Here is a 19966-nt window from a genome sequence, read left to right on the forward strand (position 1 = left end):
GTGTTAGTCCAGCCCCAGTACGCCGCGCAGCTGCGCCAGGTCTTCCGCCAGTGTGGTGATCGGCCCTTTCAGCGCATTGCGATCGGCGTCGGTCAACTTATCGTAGGTTTCATACCCCTCTTTAGTGCGGTATTTCGCAAGGATGGTATCCACTTTCTTGAAGTTGGCATCGACTTTCGCCAGCAGTTCGGCGTTATCTTTCTGCAATTGCGGACGCAGCAAATCAACGATTTTTTGTGCGCCATCAACGTTGGCCTGGAAGTCCCACAGATCGGTGTGGCTGTAGCGATCTTCTTCACCGCTGATTTTGCTCGCAGCCACTTCTTCAATCAGACCGGCTGCACCACCGACCACTTTGGATGGCGGGAACGCCAGCTCATTAATGCGCGTTTGCAAATCAACCACATCTGAGTTGAGCTGATCGGCATATTTGCCCATGTCTTTGGTGCTGTTATCACCAAACAGGGCTTTTTCCAGACGGTGGAAACCGGTGAATTTCGGATCGGCGGCTTTATGCTCGTAATCATCTTCACGGGCATCAATGCTGCCATCGAGATCGGAGAAGAGCTCAGCAATCGGTTCAATACGCTCGTAGTGCTGGCGCGTCGGCGCGTACAGCGCTTTCGCTTTTTCGATATCGCCCGCTTTTACCGCATCGGTGAACGCTTTGGTGCCGGAAACCAACTGCGCCGTTTCGGCAACCACATACGCTTTATACGCGGTAATGGCTCCGCTCAGGCTCAGCAGCGCGTCACCTTTTGCCGCATCGGCCGTCGCTTCACCGTTCACCACCAGCTTACCTTTCGGGTTGGTTAACAGACCGCAAGTCATCTCATACTCGCCCGGCTGCAGGTTGGCCGTCAGTTTCTGGCTAAAACCTGGCGCGATATTTTCACGCTCTTCAACCACCATCACGCCTTTAAGGATCTCCCACTCGAGCGCTTTCTGGCTGTGGTTGAGAATAATAAACTGCGTTTTACCCGCGTTCACCGTCAGGTTCATCGGTTCACACTGCTTGTCCGTAACCGTAACTTTCACCTGCGGGATATCTGCAGCCTGCACCGCGAAAGCACTGGAGATTAATGCCGCCATCCCGGCCTGTAATGCACTACGACGAAAATGAATTGCCATGCCCTTTCCCTTAATTAGTATGTTGTAACTATAAAGCGATTACGGTGCCGCCCGTGAAGGCTGCGTCCCCGCGCGAGGCGGTAAAACAAACATCACCAGCGCCGGGATCAGATAGATAAAGTAGACCGCCACTTCGCTGACGCTTGGTGTTTCCTGGTAACCAAAAATACCTTCCAGCAGCGTACCGGTGAGGGAATGCGTGGTGAGTACGTTACTGAAATCGAAGGCCACGTCCTGAAAGTGGTTCCATAATCCCGCTTCGTGAAACGCGCGGATTGCGCCTGCGGCAAGCCCGGCCGCGACAAACAGGATAAACAGGCTGGTCCATTTGAAAAACGCGCCGAGATTCAGACGCACGCCGCCCCAGTAAAGCAAGAAACCGAGCACCACCGCCGTGGTCAGACCCAGCACTGCGCCCAGCGGCGGCCAGACGCCGACATCCTGCTGGAATGCCGCCAGCAGAAAGAACACCGATTCCAGCCCTTCGCGCGCCACGGCGAAAAAGACCATCAGGATCAGCGCCCAACCGTGGTTATGGCTGCGCGCCAGCGCGTTGTCGACCGCCTGCTCCAGTTGCACTTTGACGTTGCGCGACACTTTGCGCATCCAGAACACCATCCAGGTGAGGATCACTACGGCTATCGCCGCGACAATACCTTCAAACAGCTCCTGCTCTTTTTGCGGGAACTCGCCGGTAGTTTCATTGATCGCAATACCGAGCCCAAGGCAGAGCGCGGCGGCAAGAAAAACACCAATCCACATCACGTTTATCCAGCGCCCACGCTGGGTACGTTTCAGATAACTGGCAATCAGGCTGACGATCAGCGCCGCTTCGAGGCCTTCACGTAACATAATCAAAAATGGAACAAACATGGAGGAAACCCCTAATGTCATGCGCGGTCAATGGTTGCAAAGAAAAGTAAATTGCATTGATAGTGATTATCATTACGGCGCAAGGAAACTCAAGCGAAAAATGTTGAGAATGATAACTGGATGTAACCGCGTAGCAGGCTAACCGTGCGGTTTATGCGTTATGCGGAAGCAGTTGAAATAAAGCAAAAACATAGCTTACAAATCTTTAACTTTATATTTACCCCACTCCGGCGCTGTGGCTAAATAAACGCCCCGTTTCGTTTACCTGCAAAATTAAAGACATGACTAACTTCTTCCATTTTTTGCTGGCGCTGGTGGTGATCCTCGCGCTGGCCTGGCTGGTGAGTTTTGACCGCCGACACATTCGTTTTCGCTTCATCCTGCAATTAATTGTCATTGAACTGGCGCTGGCGTGGTTCTTCCTGCACGCGCAAAGCGGGTTAACGCTGATTAAATACGTTTCCGGTTTCTTTGAAGCACTGCTGAAATTCGCGGGCGAAGGCACCAGCTTTGTCTTCAGCGGGATGAGCGAAAAAGGGCTGGCCTTTATCTTCCTCGGCGTGCTGTGCCCTATCGTCTTTATTTCCGCGCTGATCGGCATTTTGCAGCACTGGCGCATTCTGCCTATTTTTATCCGTTTGATAGGCACGTTACTGTCAAAACTGAACGGCATGGGCAAACTGGAATCGTTTAATGCCGTCAGCTCGCTGATCCTCGGCCAGTCGGAAAACTTCATTGCCTATAAAGGCATCCTCGCGGATCTCTCCTCGCGCCGCATGTTCACCATGGCAGCAACGGCGATGTCGACAGTGTCGTTGTCGATTGTCGGCGCATATATGACCATGCTGGACGCGAAATATGTGGTCGCCGCGCTGGTCCTCAATATGTTCAGCACCTTTATTGTGCTGTCGGTTATTAACCCGACGCGCCCGGAAGCGGAAGCCGAGGTCAAACTTGAAAAGCTCAACGAATCGCAAAGCTTCTTTGAGATGCTCGGGGAGTACATCCTCGCGGGTTTCAAAGTGGCGATGATTATTCTGGCAATGCTGATTGGCTTTATTGCGCTGATTAGCGCCATCAACGCCCTCTTCTCCGCCTTGTTCGGCATCAGCTTTCAGCAACTTCTTGGCTATGTGTTTTATCCACTGGCATGGCTGATTGGCATTCCGCTGAGCGATGCGCTGCACGCGGGCAGTATTATGGCAACCAAGCTGGTGGCGAACGAATTTGTGGCGATGATTGAGCTACAAAAAATCGCCGCGCAGATGACACCACGCGGGCTGGGTATCCTCTCTGTGTTCCTGGTGTCGTTCGCCAACTTTGCCTCTATCGGCATTGTGGCGGGGGCAATTAAGGGGCTGAACGAGCAACAGGGGAATTCGGTTTCCCGCTTTGGTCTGCGCTTAGTGTACGGCGCAACGCTGGTGAGTTTGCTTTCGGCGGCTTTCGCAGGCGTGGTGTTGTAATTTACTGGCCCACTTCGCGCAAGTGGGCCTTTACATCAGAATTGTACGCAGACCGGCTGATCGACACGCATCACCGATTCCTGGGCAAAGCGTGATTTGTAGATATCACGCAGCGCATCGATTTTCGCATCACTTTGCGCATCCACGCTGTGGATCAGCATCAGCGCCTTGCTTGGCTCTTTTGATACTTTCCCGTTACTTCCCAGCCATTGCCCCTGCGCATCAAATGTGGTCAACCCGTCACGAAAACGCGGCGTGACATCGTTATCCACATACTGCTGCCACTCCTGCGTGGTAATCGCTTTGCCGCCCTGGCGGGTTAAGCCGTAATAGAGCGTGGTTTGCTGCATCTGGTTTTCAGCCTTGCAGGTTTGTGCTGCCGCACCCGGTTGTTTTGCAGCAGGCGAAACGCAACCCACCAGTAAACCCGCCATCATCAGTGCAGTGAACCCTGTCTTTAACGTCATATTGTTATCCTCATTGTTATTTGTTGTGAGATAACAGCGTAATTACAACTATTTAGCAATAAAAAAACCCGCCGCAGCGGGTTTTTCATAAGAGGTAATTTATTCAGCCTGTAAACGCGATGGCGGCGCAGAGCGGTAATGCGCATCTGCCTCGGCAAACCGCTGCTGCATCTGCGCGGAAGGCGCTTTGCCCAGCAGGCTAAACACCACAATACCGATGCTGCCGAAAACAAAGCCCGGAATGATTTCATACAGATCCAGCCAGGCGTAGTGTTTCCAGACAATCACTGTCACCGCACCGATGATCATCCCGGCCAGCGCACCGTTACGCGTCATGCGTGACCACATCACCGAGAACAGCACCACCGGGCCAAACGCCGCCCCGAAGCCCGCCCAGGCGTAGCTCACCAGGCCGAGCACGCGGTTTTCCGGGTTCGCCGCCAGCGCAATCGCCACCAGCGCCACCAGCAACACCATCGCACGGCCAACCCACACCAGCTCGCGCTGGCTTGCGCCTTTACGCAAAAACGCTTTGTAGAAATCTTCAGTGATCGCGCTGGAGCACACCAGCAACTGGCAGCTCAGCGTTGACATCACGGCGGCGAGGATCGCCGACAGCAGCACTCCGGCAATCCAGGGGTTGAACAGAACTTGCGCCAGCTCGATAAACACGCGCTCGGCGTTCTGGTTAACCGCGCCCGCAGCAGACGGATTTTCATTGAAATAGGCGATGCCGAAAAAGCCCACCGCGACCGCGCCCGCCAGGCACAGGATCATCCACGTCATACTGATGCGACGCGCATGGACAATAGTGTGATGGGAATCCGCCGCCATAAAACGCGCCAGAATATGCGGCTGGCCGAAATATCCCAGTCCCCAGCCCATCAGCGAGACGATGGCGACAAAATTCAGGCCTTTCAGCATATCGACGTTTTCAATGCTTTTTTGCTTGATCACTTCCAGCGAATCACCAAAACCGCCAACGGAAATAATGACAATCACCGGGGTCAGGATCAGCGCGAAAATCATCAGGCTGGCCTGTACCGTATCGGTCCAGCTGATCGCCAGGAAGCCGCCAATAAAGGTGTAAATGATCGTCGCAGCGGCACCGGCCCACAGGGCGGTTTCGTAGCTCATGCCGAAGGTGCTTTCAAACAGGCGCGCGCCGGCAACAATGCCAGAAGCACAATAGATGGTGAAAAACAGCAGAATCACCACTGCCGAGATAATCCGCAGCAGGCGGCTGTTATCTTCAAAACGGCCGGTGAAATAGTCCGGCAAGGTCAGCGCGTTATTGTTCACTTCGGTGTGGACACGCAAACGCCCGGCCACCAGTTTCCAGTTAATCCACGCGCCCAGCGTCAGGCCAATGGCGATCCAGCTTTCAGAGATACCTGAGATAAAAATCGCGCCAGGCAACCCCATCAGCAGCCAGCCGCTCATATCCGATGCCCCCGCCGACAGCGCAGTGACCAGCGGCCCAAGGCTGCGGCCGCCCAGAATATAGTCATCGAAGTTTTTCGTCGAACGCCAGGCGACGAAACCGATAAGTATCATGCCAAAGATATAAACGAGAAAAGTCACCAGCATCGGTGTGCTTATTGCCATTAAAAAGTCTCCAGGATTCTTCGTCGGCAAATACTGCTTGCCGCTTTTTTCCAGCACCGGAACGAGGCGCTGGGGCGTTTAGATTATTTGAAGCGCCCGTATCCTGCCGGATGCCTCACTTATTCACAATTGATTTAACACAGCATTTACATCAAATTCATCCCGGCTCTGATAACAATTTCCTATAGGTTGTACTCTGTCACACTTTTAAAGGTTGCACCTTTAAAAAGTGTTATCTGCCGCATAAAACCTGCTTTGCCAGCGAATTGTTCAGCGCCTTTAGCAATTACCAGCCGTTAACATTTCATTCATTTCTTACCTTGCCAGCCAGGTCACATTTAACAAGGTTGCACAAAGTTGCAACATGATGGATATTTCTGCCTGAACCGCAAAACAATGTAAAAAACAGGAGCAAAGCATGGGCACCACCACCATGGGGGTCAAGCTTGATGACGCAACACGCGAAAGGATCAAAGCCGCCGCGGCGACCATCGACCGCACACCGCACTGGCTGATTAAACAAGCCATCTTCAATTTTCTGGAAAAGCTGGAAAACAACGAAGGCCTGCCGGAACTGGTGACCGCCTCCGCCACCGCGCAGGAAGACGACAGTGCCGTAGTGGTTGATGACAGCCACCAGCCGTTTCTCGATTTTGCCGAGCAGATCCTGCCGCAGTCCGTTTCCCGTGCCGCGATCACCGGCGCATGGCGCTGGGCGGAAACCGATGCGGTGCCCATGTTGCTGGAACAAGCCCGCCTGCCGCAGCCGGTGGCGGAAAATGCCCATAAGCTGGCACATCAGTTAGCAGAAAAACTGCGTAACCAGAAAACCGCCTCCGGCCGCGCTGGCATGGTGCAAAGCCTGTTACAAGAATTTTCCCTCTCGTCGCAGGAAGGCGTGGCGCTGATGTGTCTGGCCGAAGCGTTACTGCGTATTCCCGACAAAGCCACCCGCGATGCGCTGATCCGCGACAAAATCAGCAACGGTAACTGGCAGTCACACATTGGGCGCAGCCCGTCGCTGTTCGTCAATGCCGCCACCTGGGGGCTGTTGTTCACTGGCCGTCTGGTCTCCACGCATAACGAAGCCAATCTCTCGCATTCGTTGAATCGTATTATTGGTAAAAGTGGCGAACCGCTGATCCGCAAAGGCGTGGATATGGCAATGCGCCTGATGGGCGAACAGTTCGTTACCGGCGAAACGATCGCCGAAGCGCTGGCTAACGCGCGCAAACTGGAAGAGAAAGGTTTCCGTTACTCCTACGACATGCTCGGCGAAGCGGCGCTGACCGCAGCCGACGCGCAGGCGTATATGGTGTCGTACCAGCAGGCGATCCACGCCATTGGCAAAGCCTCCAACGGGCGCGGCATTTATGAAGGGCCGGGAATTTCAATTAAGTTATCCGCCCTGCACCCGCGCTACAGCCGTGCGCAATACGACCGCGTAATGGATGAACTCTATCCGCGCCTGAAATCCCTCACCTTGCTGGCACGCCAGTATGACATCGGCATTAATATTGACGCCGAAGAGGCCGATCGTCTGGAAATCTCCCTCGATCTGCTGGAAAAACTCTGTTTCGAGCCAGAACTGGCAGGCTGGAACGGTATCGGTTTTGTTATTCAGGCCTACCAGAAGCGCTGCCCGTTTGTGATTGATTATCTTGTGGATCTGGCGACACGCAGCCGTCGCCGTCTGATGATCCGCCTGGTTAAAGGCGCTTACTGGGACAGCGAAATTAAACGCGCGCAAATGGAAGGGCTGGAAGGCTATCCCGTTTATACCCGCAAGGTGTACACCGATGTTTCGTACCTCGCCTGCGCGAAAAAATTGCTCGCGGTGCCGAACCTTATTTATCCGCAGTTCGCCACCCACAACGCCCACACGCTGGCAGCTATTTACCAGCTTGCCGGGCAAAACTACTATCCGGGCCAGTACGAATTCCAGTGCCTGCACGGCATGGGTGAACCGTTGTATGAGCAAGTCGTGGGTAAAGTGGCCGATGGCAAACTGAACCGCCCGTGCCGCATTTATGCGCCGGTCGGTACCCACGAAACGTTGCTGGCGTACCTGGTGCGCCGTCTGCTGGAAAACGGCGCGAATACCTCGTTCGTCAACCGCATTGCCGACAATACGCTGCCGCTGGACGCGCTGGTCGCCGATCCGGTGAGCGAAGTGGAAAAAATCGCCGCCCAGGAAGGTCAGGTTGGCTTGCCGCACCCGAAAATCGCCCTGCCCCGTGCGCTGTATGGCGAAGGCCGAATCAACGCCGCGGGCCTGGATCTGGCGAACGAACACCGGCTGGCCTCGCTCTCCTCCTCGCTGCTCGCCAGCGCGGCGCAGAAATGGTACGCCCGTCCAACGCTGGAACAGGTAGTCGTGGACGGCGAACCCGTCGCGGTGATCAACCCTGCCGAACCGAAAGACACCGTTGGTTATGTGGTGGAAGCCAGCGAAGCGCAGGTTAACCAGGCGCTGGAAAACGCCGTTAGTCATGCACCAATCTGGTTTGCCACGCCGCCGCAAGAACGCGCCGCCATTCTTCAGCGCGCCGCGGTGCTGATGGAAGATCAAATGCAGTCGTTAATTGGCATTTTGGTTCGTGAAGCGGGTAAAACCTTCAGCAATGCCATTGCCGAAGTGCGCGAAGCGGTCGATTTCCTGCGCTACTACGCAGACCAGGTGAGTGCAGATTTCGATAACGAAACGCATCGCCCGCTGGGTCCGGTGGTGTGTATCAGCCCGTGGAACTTCCCGCTGGCGATTTTCACCGGTCAGATTGCGGCAGCGTTAGCGGCGGGCAACAGCGTGCTGGCAAAACCTGCCGAGCAGACACCGCTGATTGCCGCTCAGGGCGTGGCCATTCTGCTGGAAGCCGGTGTCCCGGCGGGTGTTTTACAGTTACTGCCAGGGCGCGGCGAAACCGTAGGCGCCCAGCTTACCGCCGATCCGCGCGTGCGTGGCGTGATGTTTACCGGCTCCACCGACGTGGCGACGCTGCTGCAACGCAGTATCGCCACACATCTTGATGCCCAGGGCCGTCCGACGCCGCTTATCGCCGAAACTGGCGGGATGAACGCGATGATTGTCGACTCCTCCGCGCTTACCGAGCAGGTGGTCATCGACGTGCTGGCCTCCGCGTTTGATAGCGCAGGCCAGCGCTGTTCAGCCCTGCGCGTGCTCTGCTTACAGGATGATATTGCCGATCACACGCTGACCATGCTGCGCGGCGCGATGGCAGAGTGTCGCATGGGTAACCCAGGCCGACTGACCACCGATATCGGCCCGGTGATCGATGCCGAAGCGAAAGCGAATATCGACAAACATATTCAGGCCATGCAGGCCAAAGGGCGCAAGGTGTACCAGGCGGTGCGTGAAAATAGCGAAGATGCGCGCGAATGGCGCACCGGCACCTTTGTCGCGCCAACACTGATTGAACTGGAAAGTTTTGACGAGCTGAAAAAAGAGGTCTTCGGCCCGGTGCTGCACGTGGTTCGTTATCACCGTAACCAGTTGGATCAATTAATCGCGCAGATTAACGCTTCCGGCTATGGCCTGACGCTCGGCGTGCATACCCGTATCGATGAAACCATTGCTCAGGTTACCGGCAATGCCCATGTCGGCAACTTATATGTGAACCGCAATATGGTGGGCGCGGTGGTAGGCGTGCAGCCATTTGGCGGTGAAGGGTTGTCCGGCACCGGGCCGAAAGCTGGCGGGCCACTCTATCTATACCGCCTGTTAGGCAGCCGACCGGAAAACGCGGTGCTGAAAACCCTCGCCCGGCATGATGCACAACACCCGCTGGATGCTCAGCTTAAAACGTCGCTGCAGCAACCGCTGGAAGCCTTGCGTGCGTGGGCGAAAGATAACTCTGCGCTGCAACAGTTGTGTACGCAGTTTGGCGAACTGGCGCAGACCGGAACCCAGCGTCTGTTGCAAGGCCCGACCGGCGAGCGCAACAGCTGGACGCTGGTACCGCGCGAGCGGGTACTGTGCGTGGCGGATAACGAACAGGACGCGCTGATTCAACTTGCAGCCGTCATCGCCTGCGGCAGCCAGGTGCTGTGGCCGGACGATACGTTGCACCGCGATGTAGCAAAACAGCTGCCGGAAAGCGTCAGCAAACGTATTCAGTTTGCCAAAGCCGATGCGTTAATGGCGCAGACGTTTGATGCGGTGATTTTCCACGGTGATTCCGACCAACTGGTGGCGCTGTGCGAAAATGTCGCCGCACGCAATGGTGCGATTGTGTCGGTTCAGGGCTTTGCGCGTGGTGAAACCAACATCCTGCTTGAACGCCTGTGGGTGGAACGCTCGTTGAGCGTTAATACCGCCGCTGCCGGTGGCAACGCCAGCCTGATGACGATTGGCTGAAGCAGAGTAACTGGATAATCCAAAGCCTCGCATTGCGGGGCTTTATTTTTATAAGCGAGGAAATAGAACTACTGATATGAGTCAGCACAATCAGAACGCGTTCATTGACAGCTCATTTAACCGGGAGTAGAAAAATCTGAAGCCAAATTTATAGATAAAAAAGAGATCAAGGTGGCAACCGGGAAAGATACATTCAGACCACTCACCGCTGGCGAAATCAGAATGGCCCGTATTCTTTTCAAAGATACGATCAATTATGGATCAGTAAGGATTTATAAGGGCAGCTATTTCCCTTTTAATCTTCAAGACCAGGATACTGCGGTCACGCCGAATGGAAACATGTACTGGCCAGAGCCCATTTTTAAAGAAGATTTTTCAGCGGAAAGCTCGTCTGATAAAAACTGGTTCATACATGAATTTGCCCACATTTGGCAACATCAGATGGGAATGGGTGTCAGAATTAGAGGGCTGATTAGTAAGTACGTAAGGTATACATACTCCCTGCCTAAAGAAAAAACACTGGCTGACTATCCCATGGAGCAACAAGCTAACATTATTGCTGATTACTTTACCCTGATTACCGCAGGTTATAATGTCTGGAAAGGCGTTACTGATTTTCAAGGGATTCATGGACCGGACTTGCTCGCGAAGTACCAAAATACGCTACAGTATTTTCTGGCTTCACCTACGGATAAAAGGAGCTTATGGAAATGAAATGGTATATACCGATTATCTTAACGCCACTTTTTACCGGCTGCGTGGGTGAAAACACGCCATTTCGCATTGCTGATGTCACGAAAAAAGATAATAAACTTTGTGTCTCAGTAAAAGGCGACCCCACTATTGAACAGGGTCAGGCAAAATTGCTTCGGCTGACGCTTTCGACACGCGATAGTAACAGGCAAATGCAGGAAATTTGGCAAGCGGATCATTTTGATAATCCGACCTATATCGTTAACCCCGGCCAATGCCTTCCAGTTAATTACCATTTTGAGCAAAACAAAGAATATAACATCACGATCATAACGGCATACTCTGCCACGAATGTGGATTCAAAACGCATCTGGCTAAAGAATTTCACACTGAATAATCTGACAGCGAAGTAATTTATTTACGTGACTAAATCAATATAAATAATATAAGGCCCGCGTTTTTTATTTTACTGAGCATGTAACAAAAAAGCGCCTTACGGCGCTTTTTTTCTGAGCGTCAACCCGACATCCCCGCCGGGATGCACCGACAGTAACGTCTCTTTTGAATAACCGCTTTCGCTCATCAGGCAGGCGCAGGCGGCATCGAAAATCGCCAGGGTCAGCACGATGGAGGTAGTCGCCAGCATATTAAGCGGATCAATTTCGCGCTGCACGCCGGTGGAAATCACCAGCCACGCAGCCCGGGCGATAGCGGAATCGGCGTTTTCCGTCACGCTAATCAGCGGCACGCCCTTCTGTGCAAGCCCCGGCAGCAGCCGCGTTAGCTCATCGGAATTACCGCCGCGCGACAACATAATGACCAGGTCGTTGCTATCCAGAAACCCCAAATCACCGTGCGCGGCATCGGTGGCATTCAGATAGATAGCCGGACGCTCAACGCACGCCAGCATATGAGCAATCTTGCGTGCCGCAATGCCGGATGTTCCCACGCCGGTGACCGCGATTTTGCCGCGACAGCCGCGCAATTCCGCCATTAACGCATTCCACAACGCATCGTTAAGATGGTGGCTCAGCGCCGCCATCTCTTCGCTATAGATTTGCCAGGCACCGCAGGCCTGGCGCCAGCTGTCGCTCATGCCTCCTCCTGCATCAGCTGACGGTATTTCATGTGATCCTGGTACATCTCATGGAAGACAGTGTATTTGCGATCGTAATACTGCTTGATGCGGTTGGTTTGCGGCGTCACCGTCTTGCCAATGCGGCTCATCGCCGACATGGCTTCCGGGAAAGTGTCAAACACGCCCGCCGCCACGGTGCCCATCATTGCCCCGCCGAGCAGCATCGCTTCACTCTCTTCCGGCAGCAACATCGCGCAGCCGGTGGCATTGGCATGTTCCTGAACAAAGATCGGGTTTTTGGTGCCCCCGCCGCTCGCCATTACCGTGTCAATGCTGTAACCACTCTGATTCATGGTTTCAATAATATGCCGTGTACCGAGGGCAATCGCCTGAATGGTCGCCAGATAATGCAGCGCCATATCCTCCGGCGTACGCGAGAGTTTCAGCCCGCTGATCACGCCGGTTAATGTCGGGTTCGCGCGCGGCGAACGGTTACCGTGGAAGTACGGCAGAATGTGAATATCACGCGTTAAAAACGCGATGTTTTCCGGCTCGCCCGCCATCTTGCGCAGCAGCGCATTCAGCACTTCATAGATGGTTTGCCCTTGCGCTTTCGCCTGAGCGAGCAGCGTTTCGTAGCATGGGTGTGACTGAATCATATGGTCGATTAATGCCCCGGTCGCCGACTGCCCGCCCTCATTCAGCCAGTAACCTGGCAGCACCGCCGAGAAGTAAGGCCCCCACACGCCGCCGATAAAACGCGCCTGCGGTGAAATCGCCATATGGCCGGTAGATGTACCACCAATCAGCGCGATGCGCCGATCGAAATCTGCCATTTCCCCCGAAGGCCCACTGGCGCCGAGCGTTCCCAGCGTGCCTGCGTGAGCATCAATAATCGACACGCTGACCGCCGTGCCGGGCATCAGTCCCATTTCTGTCGCCGCACGCTGCGTCAGCCCGCGACCCAGCGGCTCGCCCATGGTTTTCACGTAGCGGCCGATTTTCTCCGCGTCGTGCTCCAGCAAATCTTCAAGGCCAATCTGGCGGAAATAACTGGTGTCCCACTTATCCTCATGGCCCATATACGTCCACTTGCACACTGTGGAACACAGGGATCGGGTGTCATCGCCGGTCGCCCGCCAGGTGAGAAAATCCGGCAGGTCGAAGTAATACCCGGCGTTGGCCCAGGTGTTCGGCATGTGCTGTTTTAACCACAGCAGTTTCGGCGTTTGCATCTCCGGCGAGATGATCCCGCCCACGTAATCCAGCACCCGGTGGTGCGTGGCATTGATACGGTTCGCTTGCGAGATGGCGCGGTGATCCATCCACACAATAATGTTCTGCTCGCTGCGCCCCGAAGGGCTAATGGTCAGCGGGTTGCCCTCTTTGTCGAGCACCACCAGCGAACATGTCGCGTCAAAACCGAGGCCTTTAACCTGAATCGGGTTAATGTCTGCCTGGTTGACCGCATCGCGTACCGCGTTGCACACCGCCTGCCAGATATTGTCGGAAGATTGTTCCACAAAGTCGGCCTGCGGGCGGTAAATCTCAATCGCCCTGCTCGCCTGGCTGACCATTCTGCCGGTCAGATCAAAGACGCCTGCACGTGCGCTGCCGGTGCCAACATCCACACCAATAAAGTAGCTCGCCATTCTTTTTCTCCCGCTCTCAGGCTTTTCGATTTTGTAATGCGATAAAGAGGATCAGCACCGCGCCCCAGAGCGCCATCGTCAGATAACTGCTGATGCCCAACAAATTAAAGCCACTCTCCAGCATCTGCAGCACTACCAGCGCCAGCACCAGCCCCAGCACGCGGCCAAAACCGCCGTCCGGGTTAATGCCGCCCAGCACCGACGCCAGAATGGTCACCAGAAGATAAGACTCACCGTAGCCCGCTTTCGCCGAATTGAACTTCGCCATCATCAAAATAGCGGCCGCCCAGCCCAACAGTGCGGAGATGATGTAGACCGAAATCTGTACGCGAACGGTATTCACACCGCTGTAGCGCGTGGCCTGCTCGTTTGAGCCAACCAGATAGAGACTGCGCCCAAGCGTCGTGTGTTCGAGTAACACCCACAGCAGCAGCGCAACGAGAATAAACAGCAACAGCGCGACCGGGATGCCAAGCAGTGTTGCGTTGCCAAGAAACTGAATAGCCGCCGGAAAACCGGAAATGACCGTGCCATTTGAGAACAGAATATTCAGCCCAGAGATCAGTGTCATAGTGCCGAGTGTCGCCAGAATCGGCGAAACACCAATCCACGCCACCAGCGCACCGTTCAGCGTACCAATCGCCACCGCCACCAGCAGCCCGGCGAGTAACGCCAGCGCCAGGAACAGCGGGTCATCCGGGTGGCTGACAATTACTGCCGCCATCACCAGCGAACAGGCGTTCGCACCGGCAATGATCGACAGGTTAATGCCGCCAGTCAGCATGGTGATACCCATGCCCAGCGCCAGCATGCCCAGAATCGGCAACTGCGAACCAATCGACTGGAAGTTAGCGACGCTGAAAAAACGGCTGCCGAGCAGCGCAGAGAAAACCAGCGCCACGACGATGATAATCACGCATTGCAAGCGGATGATGGCATCACCGGGCAGAATTCGGACGATGGATTTCATCTTATAACTCCCTCGCAAGTTTGCGTTTTTCGTTCCACGCGGTGGCGCTAATGCTCACCAGAATAATTGCGCCGCTAAACACCGTGTGCCAGTAAGAAGAGACGCCCAGCAGCGTTAAGCCGTTTTGCAAGAAGGCCAGCAGCACAACGCCCAGTAGCGTGCCCGTCAGCGTTCCGCGCCCGCCGGACATGCTGGTGCCGCCAAGTACCACCGCAGCCAGTACCGTCAGCTCAAACCCGAGCAGCGAGTTGGGCGCGACAGACTGAGTAATTTGCGCCTGCACCACAGCCGCGACGCCCGCGAGGATGCCCATGAAACCGTAGACGTAAAAGTGCAGCTTCAGCAGGTTCAGGCCGAGGCGTGACGCCGCATCGCGGTTGCCGCCCATTGCATAAATCTGACGGCCGAGCCGGGTGTAATTCATTAACACGGCAGTCAGAATAATGGTCGCGCCCAGACACAGCAGCGGCAGCGTCAGTCCATAGTCGTAACCATCGGCGGCGGTGAACGAGAACCAGTTGATGCCGTTCATAAACCAGTCCGGGAAACCGTACAGCCACGTCCCTTTGGTGGCATACACCAGTAGGCCGTAGTAAACATTCAGCGTGGCGATGGTAATGATGATGGCAGGCACGCGCAGCCAGTAGACCAGAAAGCCGTTGACTAACCCGAGCAGCAGGCCGACCACCATCGAAAGCCCTAACGCCAGCGCGAAATTACCACCGTGGGCAATCACCCAACTGGCCATGGCGTATTGGGCAATGGCGGTCATCGCCGGAAATGAAATGTCGATGCCGCCGGAAATCAGCACCACAAACAGTCCGCAGGCCAGAATCCCGAGGATGGCGTAACTGGTGGCGACATCCGTCAGGTTGCCGAGGGAGAGAAACTCATCGGTACGTGCGCTGAGAAAAATCGCCAGCGCGATAACCAACAGCCCCAGCCAGAATTCATGTTGCCCGACAAGGCGGGAAAAGGACGCGTTACGCATTGACCACCTCGGCAATTTCGTGCTCTGTACAACGGTGCGGATTAAATTCGGCCACCAGTTCCCCCTGGCGCATCACCAGCACGCGATGGCTGTTGTAATAAGCCTCCGGGATTTCGTCACAAATCATCAGCACCGCCATCCCCTGCTCCGCCAGTTGGCGGGCAATCTGGTAGATCCCCTCTTTGTTGGCGATGTCCACGCCAACCGTGGGTGAATCCAGAATTAGAATGCGCGGCTGCGTGGCCACCCATTTAGCGATGGCAATACGCTGCGCATTGCCGCCGGAGAGCGTTTTCACTGGCAACTGCGCATCGGAGACTTTGATATTCAGCTCGCGGATCAGATCGGCCACCAGTTGCCCGGCTTTCGCGTGATCAAGCAACCCGCTGCGCGTGTGCAGCTTGTCGAACACCGTGACGATAGTGTTGTCATAAATCGACTGTTCCATGATGAGCCCCTGCGTCAGCCGGTCTTCTGACACATAACCAATGCCGTGGCGAATCGCGTCATGGTTGTTACGCAGTTTCACCGGCGTGCCATTGATGCGGATCTCGCCATCTTCCGGTTTGGTCATGCCAAACAAGCTCATACAGAGTTCGGTACGTCCGGCGCCTAAAAGCCCGACAATCGACACGATTTCGCCGCTGCGCAGCGCCAGATTGATATCGCGATATTTGCCTTTGCGGCTAAGGTGGCGTAGCTCCAGCATGGGTGATTGATCCACCGGGGGTTTTTCCGGTAGCGGGCTGTAGTGAAAACGCTGGCCGGTCATCAGATACGCCAGTTCGTGGCTATCCAGTTCGCTTGCCGGCCAGGTACCAATCAATTTGCCGTCGCGCATCACGCTGATACGATCGGCCACTTCCATCACTTCATCCAGACGGTGGCTGACAAACACCACGCAAATGCCGGCGGCTTTCAGTTCATTGACCACGCGCAGCAATCCATTCACTTCCTGGCGGGTGAGCGACGCGGTGGGTTCATCCATAATCACCAGCCGGGCATCGGCAGCAATCGCGCGGCAAATCGCCACCAACTGGCGGTCGGCGATAGAGAGTTTTTCCACTTTTTTATCCGGATCGAGGCGCACGCCAATGCGATCCATGGCCGCCAGCGCCTGTGCTTTCATCGCGCTACGACGCACCCAGATATCGCCACCGGGAAGGTAGCGGTGAATGGCGATATTTTCCGCCACGCTAAAATTAGGAAACAGCGACAGATCCTGGTAGATAACCTGAATTCCGTAGTGCGCTGAAAGTTGCGGCGTGAGCTGGTGAAAAAGCTTGCCATCGAGCGCGATGTTAGCGCCTTTTTCCGGGTGATAAACACCGGAGATAACTTTGATGATAGTGCTCTTTCCGCAGCCGTTTTGCCCCGCCAGACAGTGAACTTCGCCTTTCTCCAGCGTTAAATTCACATTATCCAGCGCCAGCACGCCCGGGAATCGCTTGCTGATATTCTCAAGAGTGATAAATGCGGTGGTGTCGGTCATCGACAATACCTCTGCCAGCGCCCGGGGTGGGCGCGAGGTTAAAATCTGCGGCGGAAGAGGCCGGCCTGACGGCCGGCATTCCGGTTCCCTGGTGTGGCCTGAAAGGCTCAGAAACCGAGTGATTGTGCGTTATCTTTGGTCACTTCGAGGATCTTATTAAAACGGATCACTTTCTTATTCATATCAACATCGGCTTTGCCCAACCCATCGATAGTCAGATCGGGCGTCACTTCTTTTCCTTGCAACAACTGGTCGGCGACGGTCACCAGCGCAAAACCGGCGTCACGCGGATCCCACAGCAGCGCTTTTTTGATGTCACCACGCATCAGATACGGCGCGGCCTGACCCGGCATCGCGATGCCCACTACAGCCAGTTTGTCTTTTGCCCGTTTCTTCTGCACGGCTTGCCCGGCGCCAATCGGCCCCAGCGAACCAAAGCCAATCACCCCTTTCATTTGCGGGTAGGTTTTCATTAAATCGAGGGTGGTGGCGTAGGATTTGTCGATGCTCTCGGCGACCGGCAATCGCGAGGTGACTTCGAACATATCCGGGTATTTTTCTTTTTGATATTTGATGGCGTAATCAGCCCAGGCGTTGTGCAGCGGAACTGTCAGAGAGCCGACATAAATGGCGTAACCACCTTTACCGCCCATATCTTTTGCCAGTTCATCGACGTTGGCCTGCGCATATTTTTCGCTGTCGATGGTTTCAATGTCCCACTGACCAATTTGCTGGTCCGGCGATTCATGCGTCAGTACCACAATGCCTTTGTCACGGGCTTTTTTCAGCACCGGCTCCAGCACTTTCGCATCGTTCGGCACCACGATGATGGCGTTGACGTTTTTGGCGATCAGATCTTCAATCACTTTCACTTGCTGCGCCGGATCCGGCGTTGATGGCCCGGTCTGGTACGCATTGACGTCCAGTTTTTTCGCCGCTTCGTTGACCCCGGTTTCCATGCGGTTAAACCATGGAATACCGGTCACCTTAGCAACCACCGCGATCTCATATTTTTGTGCCGCAAACGCCTGGCCGGACACCATGCTGGCAGAAATGAGGGCTGCGCTGAGTAATGCGAGTTTGAATTTCATAGTTGTACCTTTCTTGAGGACAGAGGAAAGTCGCGGAATGGAGGTTAGCAACGAAGGGAAGAGGCAAAACAATGCGAATTTTAAAAATGTGATATAAGCCCAAATAAGTTAAATTTAAGATCATCCATGGTTAACATAAAGTTAAATAAAGACAAAAACTCTCTAACGATGGCGCTGAAATTGTTAAATAAAACCAAACAATAAACATATCATTAACAATTTATTTTCATTTTAGGGGTTGTGGAAGATATTTTCACACAACAAAACCCCCTATCAACCGCCAGAAGTTTTTAAAAATGAGAACTGAAACGATCAAGGCAACAACGCCAACTGCATTATTTTCAACGTAAAACGATACTCGCCCGCCAGCAGTGGCGATAACCTTGTACTCCTTGCGGCTTAATGGATAACGGAGCGTAACAATGCGCTATGCGGCTGAACTGGAAGCACTGCTTCGCGCCGATTCACAGCGAATGGCGGCCCTGGCAATGGTGCAGGCAACCCACGAAGGGTGCTGGATTGGCGCCGGGTTTATACGCGATGCCGTTTGGGATCAATTGCACGGCTTTACGCCGCGCACGCACACCGGGGATGTGGATGTTATCTGGCGTGAGCCTGCGGACACGCGTGCCGAACGCGATGCAGAGCTGGAAGCACAGTTGCGCCAGCGCTCGGGCGATATTGCCTGGTCGGTTAAAAATCAGGCGCGTATGCACACGCGTAATGGCGATGCACCGTACGCCTCGCTTGACGAAGCCCTCTGGCACTGGCCGGAAACAGCGACAGCCGTAGCGGTACATTTAGACAAAGACGATCGCCTCACGATTATCGCCCCTTTTGGGCTGGCGGATTTATTCTGCTTGCGTCTGCAACCGACACCTCGTTTTCAGCACGAGAAGCGCCACCTTTTCGACCAGCGGGTTGATGAAAAACGCTGGCTGACACGCTACCCAAAACTCCAGCTGTGCGGGTGACTTTCGCGAAGGGCTATGTTAATAAAAGCGCTGGTTCAACGCCTTGCGAAATAAGGGGAAGTGATGAAAACGCGTATGCTGGCGCTGGCGGCGCTGTTACTCAGCAGCCCGGTACTGGCCGATGAGTGCGATAACGCCTCCACACAATCTCAGCTTAACAGCTGTACTGCCGGTCAATACCAGGCCGCGGATAAGAAACTTAATCAAACCTTCCAGGCTGCGCTTAAACGTTCGACGCCGCCGCAAGCGGCGATGCTGAAAAAAGCGCAGCAGAGCTGGATAACCCTGCGCGACAGCGACTGCGCGTTTGTCAGTTCTGGCGTGGAGGGCGGCAGCGCCCAGCAGATGGTGCAAAACCAGTGCCTGACAGATAAAACCAATGAGCGTGAAGCCTGGCTGGCATCGCTGCTGCAATGTGGCGAAGGTGACCTGAGCTGCCCATTACCGCCGGGTCATTAACGCACGCGGATGCCTTCGATGATCATGTGCTGAACGTTTTCCACCGCGCGCTGAAAGAAAGCCTCATCTTGCAGAGTCGAGCCGGTGACCGCTTCCACCTGAGTGGCGAAATCGGCGTAATGCTGCGTTGAGGCCCAAATCATAAAGATAAGATGATGCGGGTCGACAGCGGCGAGTTTGCCGCTGGCTACCCAGCCCGCAATAATCGCCGATTTATCGTCAATCAACGTTTTCAGACTGCCGGTCAGTTCCGCTTTCAGCAGCGGCGCGCCCTGGAGCATCTCCTGGCAAAACAGTTTGGATGCCTGAGGATGATCGCGCGAAACCTCCATCTTTAAACGGATGTACTCGCGAATGGCCGCCAGCGGTGCGAAATCCTCGCGAAACGCTTTCAGCGGCGCTAACCAGATGTCGAGGATCTGGCGCAACACGGCAATATAAAGCGCCTCTTTCGACGGGTAGTAATAGAGCAAATTGGTCTTCGATACCCCCGCCAGCTCCGCTACCTGTTCGAGGCGCGCGCCATGAAAACCAAGCCGGGAAAAGAGATCCAGCGCTGCCGTTAAAATCGCCTGTCGTTTCTCGCTCACCGCGCGCTTGCGTTTGCCGGCGCCGCTCGCTGCATCCTGTGCCATCACCCCCTCCT

Annotated in this window: 17 protein-coding genes; 6 read left to right on the forward strand and 11 right to left on the reverse strand. The window is 54.8% G+C overall.

What is annotated here, in order from left to right; all coding sequences use genetic code 11:
- Positions 1-3 precede the first annotated feature (3 nt).
- Complete coding sequence (gene efeO / locus C813_RS37335) at positions 4-1131, reverse strand: iron uptake system protein EfeO (protein ID WP_017456286.1); 1128 nt, start codon at positions 1129-1131, stop codon at positions 4-6.
- Between the two features lie 39 nt (positions 1132-1170).
- Positions 1171-2004, reverse strand: coding sequence for an iron uptake transporter permease EfeU (gene efeU / locus C813_RS37340; RefSeq protein WP_017456285.1), 834 nt, complete (start codon positions 2002-2004; stop codon positions 1171-1173).
- 281 nt (positions 2005-2285) lie between these two features.
- On the opposite strand from efeU, the gene C813_RS37345 reads away from it, so the two are divergent.
- Complete coding sequence (locus C813_RS37345) at positions 2286-3470, forward strand: NupC/NupG family nucleoside CNT transporter (protein ID WP_017456284.1); 1185 nt, start codon at positions 2286-2288, stop codon at positions 3468-3470.
- A gap of 35 nt (positions 3471-3505) precedes the next feature.
- Here C813_RS37345 and C813_RS37350 read toward each other — a convergent pair whose 3' ends face one another.
- Positions 3506-3937 carry a DUF3574 domain-containing protein gene (locus tag C813_RS37350; protein ID WP_017456283.1) on the reverse strand — a complete coding sequence of 144 codons (432 nt, stop codon included), beginning with the start codon at positions 3935-3937 and terminating at the stop codon, positions 3506-3508.
- A 99-nt stretch (positions 3938-4036) separates the two neighbouring features.
- A complete protein-coding gene (putP, locus tag C813_RS37355; protein WP_017456282.1) occupies positions 4037-5545 on the reverse strand; it encodes a sodium/proline symporter PutP in 1509 nt (502 codons plus the stop codon).
- A 418-nt stretch (positions 5546-5963) separates the two neighbouring features.
- On the opposite strand from putP, the gene putA reads away from it, so the two are divergent.
- From putA to C813_RS37370, 3 genes are all read left to right on the forward strand, one after another.
- On the forward strand, positions 5964-9920 hold the full coding sequence (putA, locus tag C813_RS37360; RefSeq protein ID WP_017456281.1) for a trifunctional transcriptional regulator/proline dehydrogenase/L-glutamate gamma-semialdehyde dehydrogenase: 3957 nt from the start codon (positions 5964-5966) through the stop codon (positions 9918-9920).
- A gap of 171 nt (positions 9921-10091) precedes the next feature.
- Entirely contained in the window at positions 10092-10634 is a 543-nt protein-coding gene (locus C813_RS37365) for a hypothetical protein (RefSeq protein ID WP_025263661.1), read from the forward strand.
- Positions 10625-11026 carry a putative T6SS immunity periplasmic lipoprotein gene (locus tag C813_RS37370; RefSeq protein WP_017456279.1) on the forward strand — a complete coding sequence of 134 codons (402 nt, stop codon included), beginning with the start codon at positions 10625-10627 and terminating at the stop codon, positions 11024-11026. Before C813_RS37365 ends, C813_RS37370 begins: the two co-directional genes overlap by 10 nt.
- Before the next feature lie 80 nt (positions 11027-11106).
- Here the strand turns inward: C813_RS37370 and C813_RS37375 are convergent, their stop codons facing one another.
- From C813_RS37375 to C813_RS37400, 6 genes are all read right to left on the reverse strand, one after another.
- Positions 11107-11709, reverse strand: coding sequence for a KpsF/GutQ family sugar-phosphate isomerase (locus C813_RS37375; RefSeq protein ID WP_017456278.1), 603 nt, complete (start codon positions 11707-11709; stop codon positions 11107-11109).
- Complete coding sequence (locus tag C813_RS37380) at positions 11706-13343, reverse strand: FGGY-family carbohydrate kinase (protein ID WP_017456277.1); 1638 nt, start codon at positions 13341-13343, stop codon at positions 11706-11708. Before C813_RS37380 ends, C813_RS37375 begins: the two co-directional genes overlap by 4 nt.
- A gap of 16 nt (positions 13344-13359) precedes the next feature.
- Positions 13360-14313, reverse strand: coding sequence for an ABC transporter permease (locus C813_RS37385; RefSeq protein ID WP_017456276.1), 954 nt, complete (start codon positions 14311-14313; stop codon positions 13360-13362).
- Between the two features lies 1 nt (position 14314).
- Entirely contained in the window at positions 14315-15304 is a 990-nt protein-coding gene (locus tag C813_RS37390) for an ABC transporter permease (protein WP_017456275.1), read from the reverse strand.
- Positions 15297-16796, reverse strand: coding sequence for a sugar ABC transporter ATP-binding protein (locus tag C813_RS37395; protein WP_025263663.1), 1500 nt, complete (start codon positions 16794-16796; stop codon positions 15297-15299). Before C813_RS37395 ends, C813_RS37390 begins: the two co-directional genes overlap by 8 nt.
- A gap of 107 nt (positions 16797-16903) precedes the next feature.
- Complete coding sequence (locus C813_RS37400; protein WP_017456273.1) at positions 16904-17887, reverse strand: autoinducer 2 ABC transporter substrate-binding protein; 984 nt, start codon at positions 17885-17887, stop codon at positions 16904-16906.
- Positions 17888-18309: 422 nt separating this feature from the next.
- On the opposite strand from C813_RS37400, the gene C813_RS37405 reads away from it, so the two are divergent.
- Complete coding sequence (locus C813_RS37405; protein ID WP_017456272.1) at positions 18310-18861, forward strand: nucleotidyltransferase family protein; 552 nt, start codon at positions 18310-18312, stop codon at positions 18859-18861.
- A 63-nt stretch (positions 18862-18924) separates the two neighbouring features.
- Positions 18925-19320, forward strand: coding sequence for a lysozyme inhibitor LprI family protein (locus C813_RS37410; protein WP_017456271.1), 396 nt, complete (start codon positions 18925-18927; stop codon positions 19318-19320).
- Here the strand turns inward: C813_RS37410 and rutR are convergent.
- Positions 19317-19955, reverse strand: a complete 639-nt coding sequence (rutR, locus tag C813_RS37415; protein ID WP_025263664.1) for an HTH-type transcriptional regulator RutR — start codon at positions 19953-19955, stop codon at positions 19317-19319. The two genes, C813_RS37410 and rutR, sit on opposite strands and share 4 nt — an antisense overlap.
- Between the last annotated feature and the right edge of the window lie 11 nt (positions 19956-19966).

This window comes from Kosakonia sacchari SP1 (assembly GCF_000300455.3).
Classification (GTDB): domain Bacteria; phylum Pseudomonadota; class Gammaproteobacteria; order Enterobacterales; family Enterobacteriaceae; genus Kosakonia; species Kosakonia sacchari.

Bases quoted from the DNA above. Each gene is read 5' to 3' on its own strand.
- efeO (WP_017456286.1), bottom strand. From the start codon at position 1,131: ATGGCAATTCATTTTCGTCGTAGTGCATTACAGGCCGGGATGGCGGCA.
- C813_RS37350 (WP_017456283.1), bottom strand. From the start codon at position 3,937: ATGACGTTAAAGACAGGGTTCACTGCACTGATGATGGCGGGTTTACTG.
- C813_RS37390 (WP_017456275.1), bottom strand. From the start codon at position 15,304: ATGCGTAACGCGTCCTTTTCCCGCCTTGTCGGGCAACATGAATTCTGG.
- putA (WP_017456281.1), top strand. From the start codon at position 5,964: ATGGGCACCACCACCATGGGGGTCAAGCTTGATGACGCAACACGCGAA.
- C813_RS37410 (WP_017456271.1), top strand. From the start codon at position 18,925: ATGAAAACGCGTATGCTGGCGCTGGCGGCGCTGTTACTCAGCAGCCCG.
- efeU (WP_017456285.1), bottom strand. From the start codon at position 2,004: ATGTTTGTTCCATTTTTGATTATGTTACGTGAAGGCCTCGAAGCGGCG.
- C813_RS37370 (WP_017456279.1), top strand. From the start codon at position 10,625: ATGGAAATGAAATGGTATATACCGATTATCTTAACGCCACTTTTTACC.
- C813_RS37400 (WP_017456273.1), bottom strand. From the start codon at position 17,887: ATGAAATTCAAACTCGCATTACTCAGCGCAGCCCTCATTTCTGCCAGC.
- C813_RS37345 (WP_017456284.1), top strand. From the start codon at position 2,286: ATGACTAACTTCTTCCATTTTTTGCTGGCGCTGGTGGTGATCCTCGCG.
- C813_RS37395 (WP_025263663.1), bottom strand. From the start codon at position 16,796: ATGACCGACACCACCGCATTTATCACTCTTGAGAATATCAGCAAGCGA.
- C813_RS37385 (WP_017456276.1), bottom strand. From the start codon at position 14,313: ATGAAATCCATCGTCCGAATTCTGCCCGGTGATGCCATCATCCGCTTG.
- C813_RS37375 (WP_017456278.1), bottom strand. From the start codon at position 11,709: ATGAGCGACAGCTGGCGCCAGGCCTGCGGTGCCTGGCAAATCTATAGC.
- C813_RS37380 (WP_017456277.1), bottom strand. From the start codon at position 13,343: ATGGCGAGCTACTTTATTGGTGTGGATGTTGGCACCGGCAGCGCACGT.
- C813_RS37405 (WP_017456272.1), top strand. From the start codon at position 18,310: ATGCGCTATGCGGCTGAACTGGAAGCACTGCTTCGCGCCGATTCACAG.
- putP (WP_017456282.1), bottom strand. From the start codon at position 5,545: ATGGCAATAAGCACACCGATGCTGGTGACTTTTCTCGTTTATATCTTT.
- rutR (WP_025263664.1), bottom strand. From the start codon at position 19,955: ATGGCACAGGATGCAGCGAGCGGCGCCGGCAAACGCAAGCGCGCGGTG.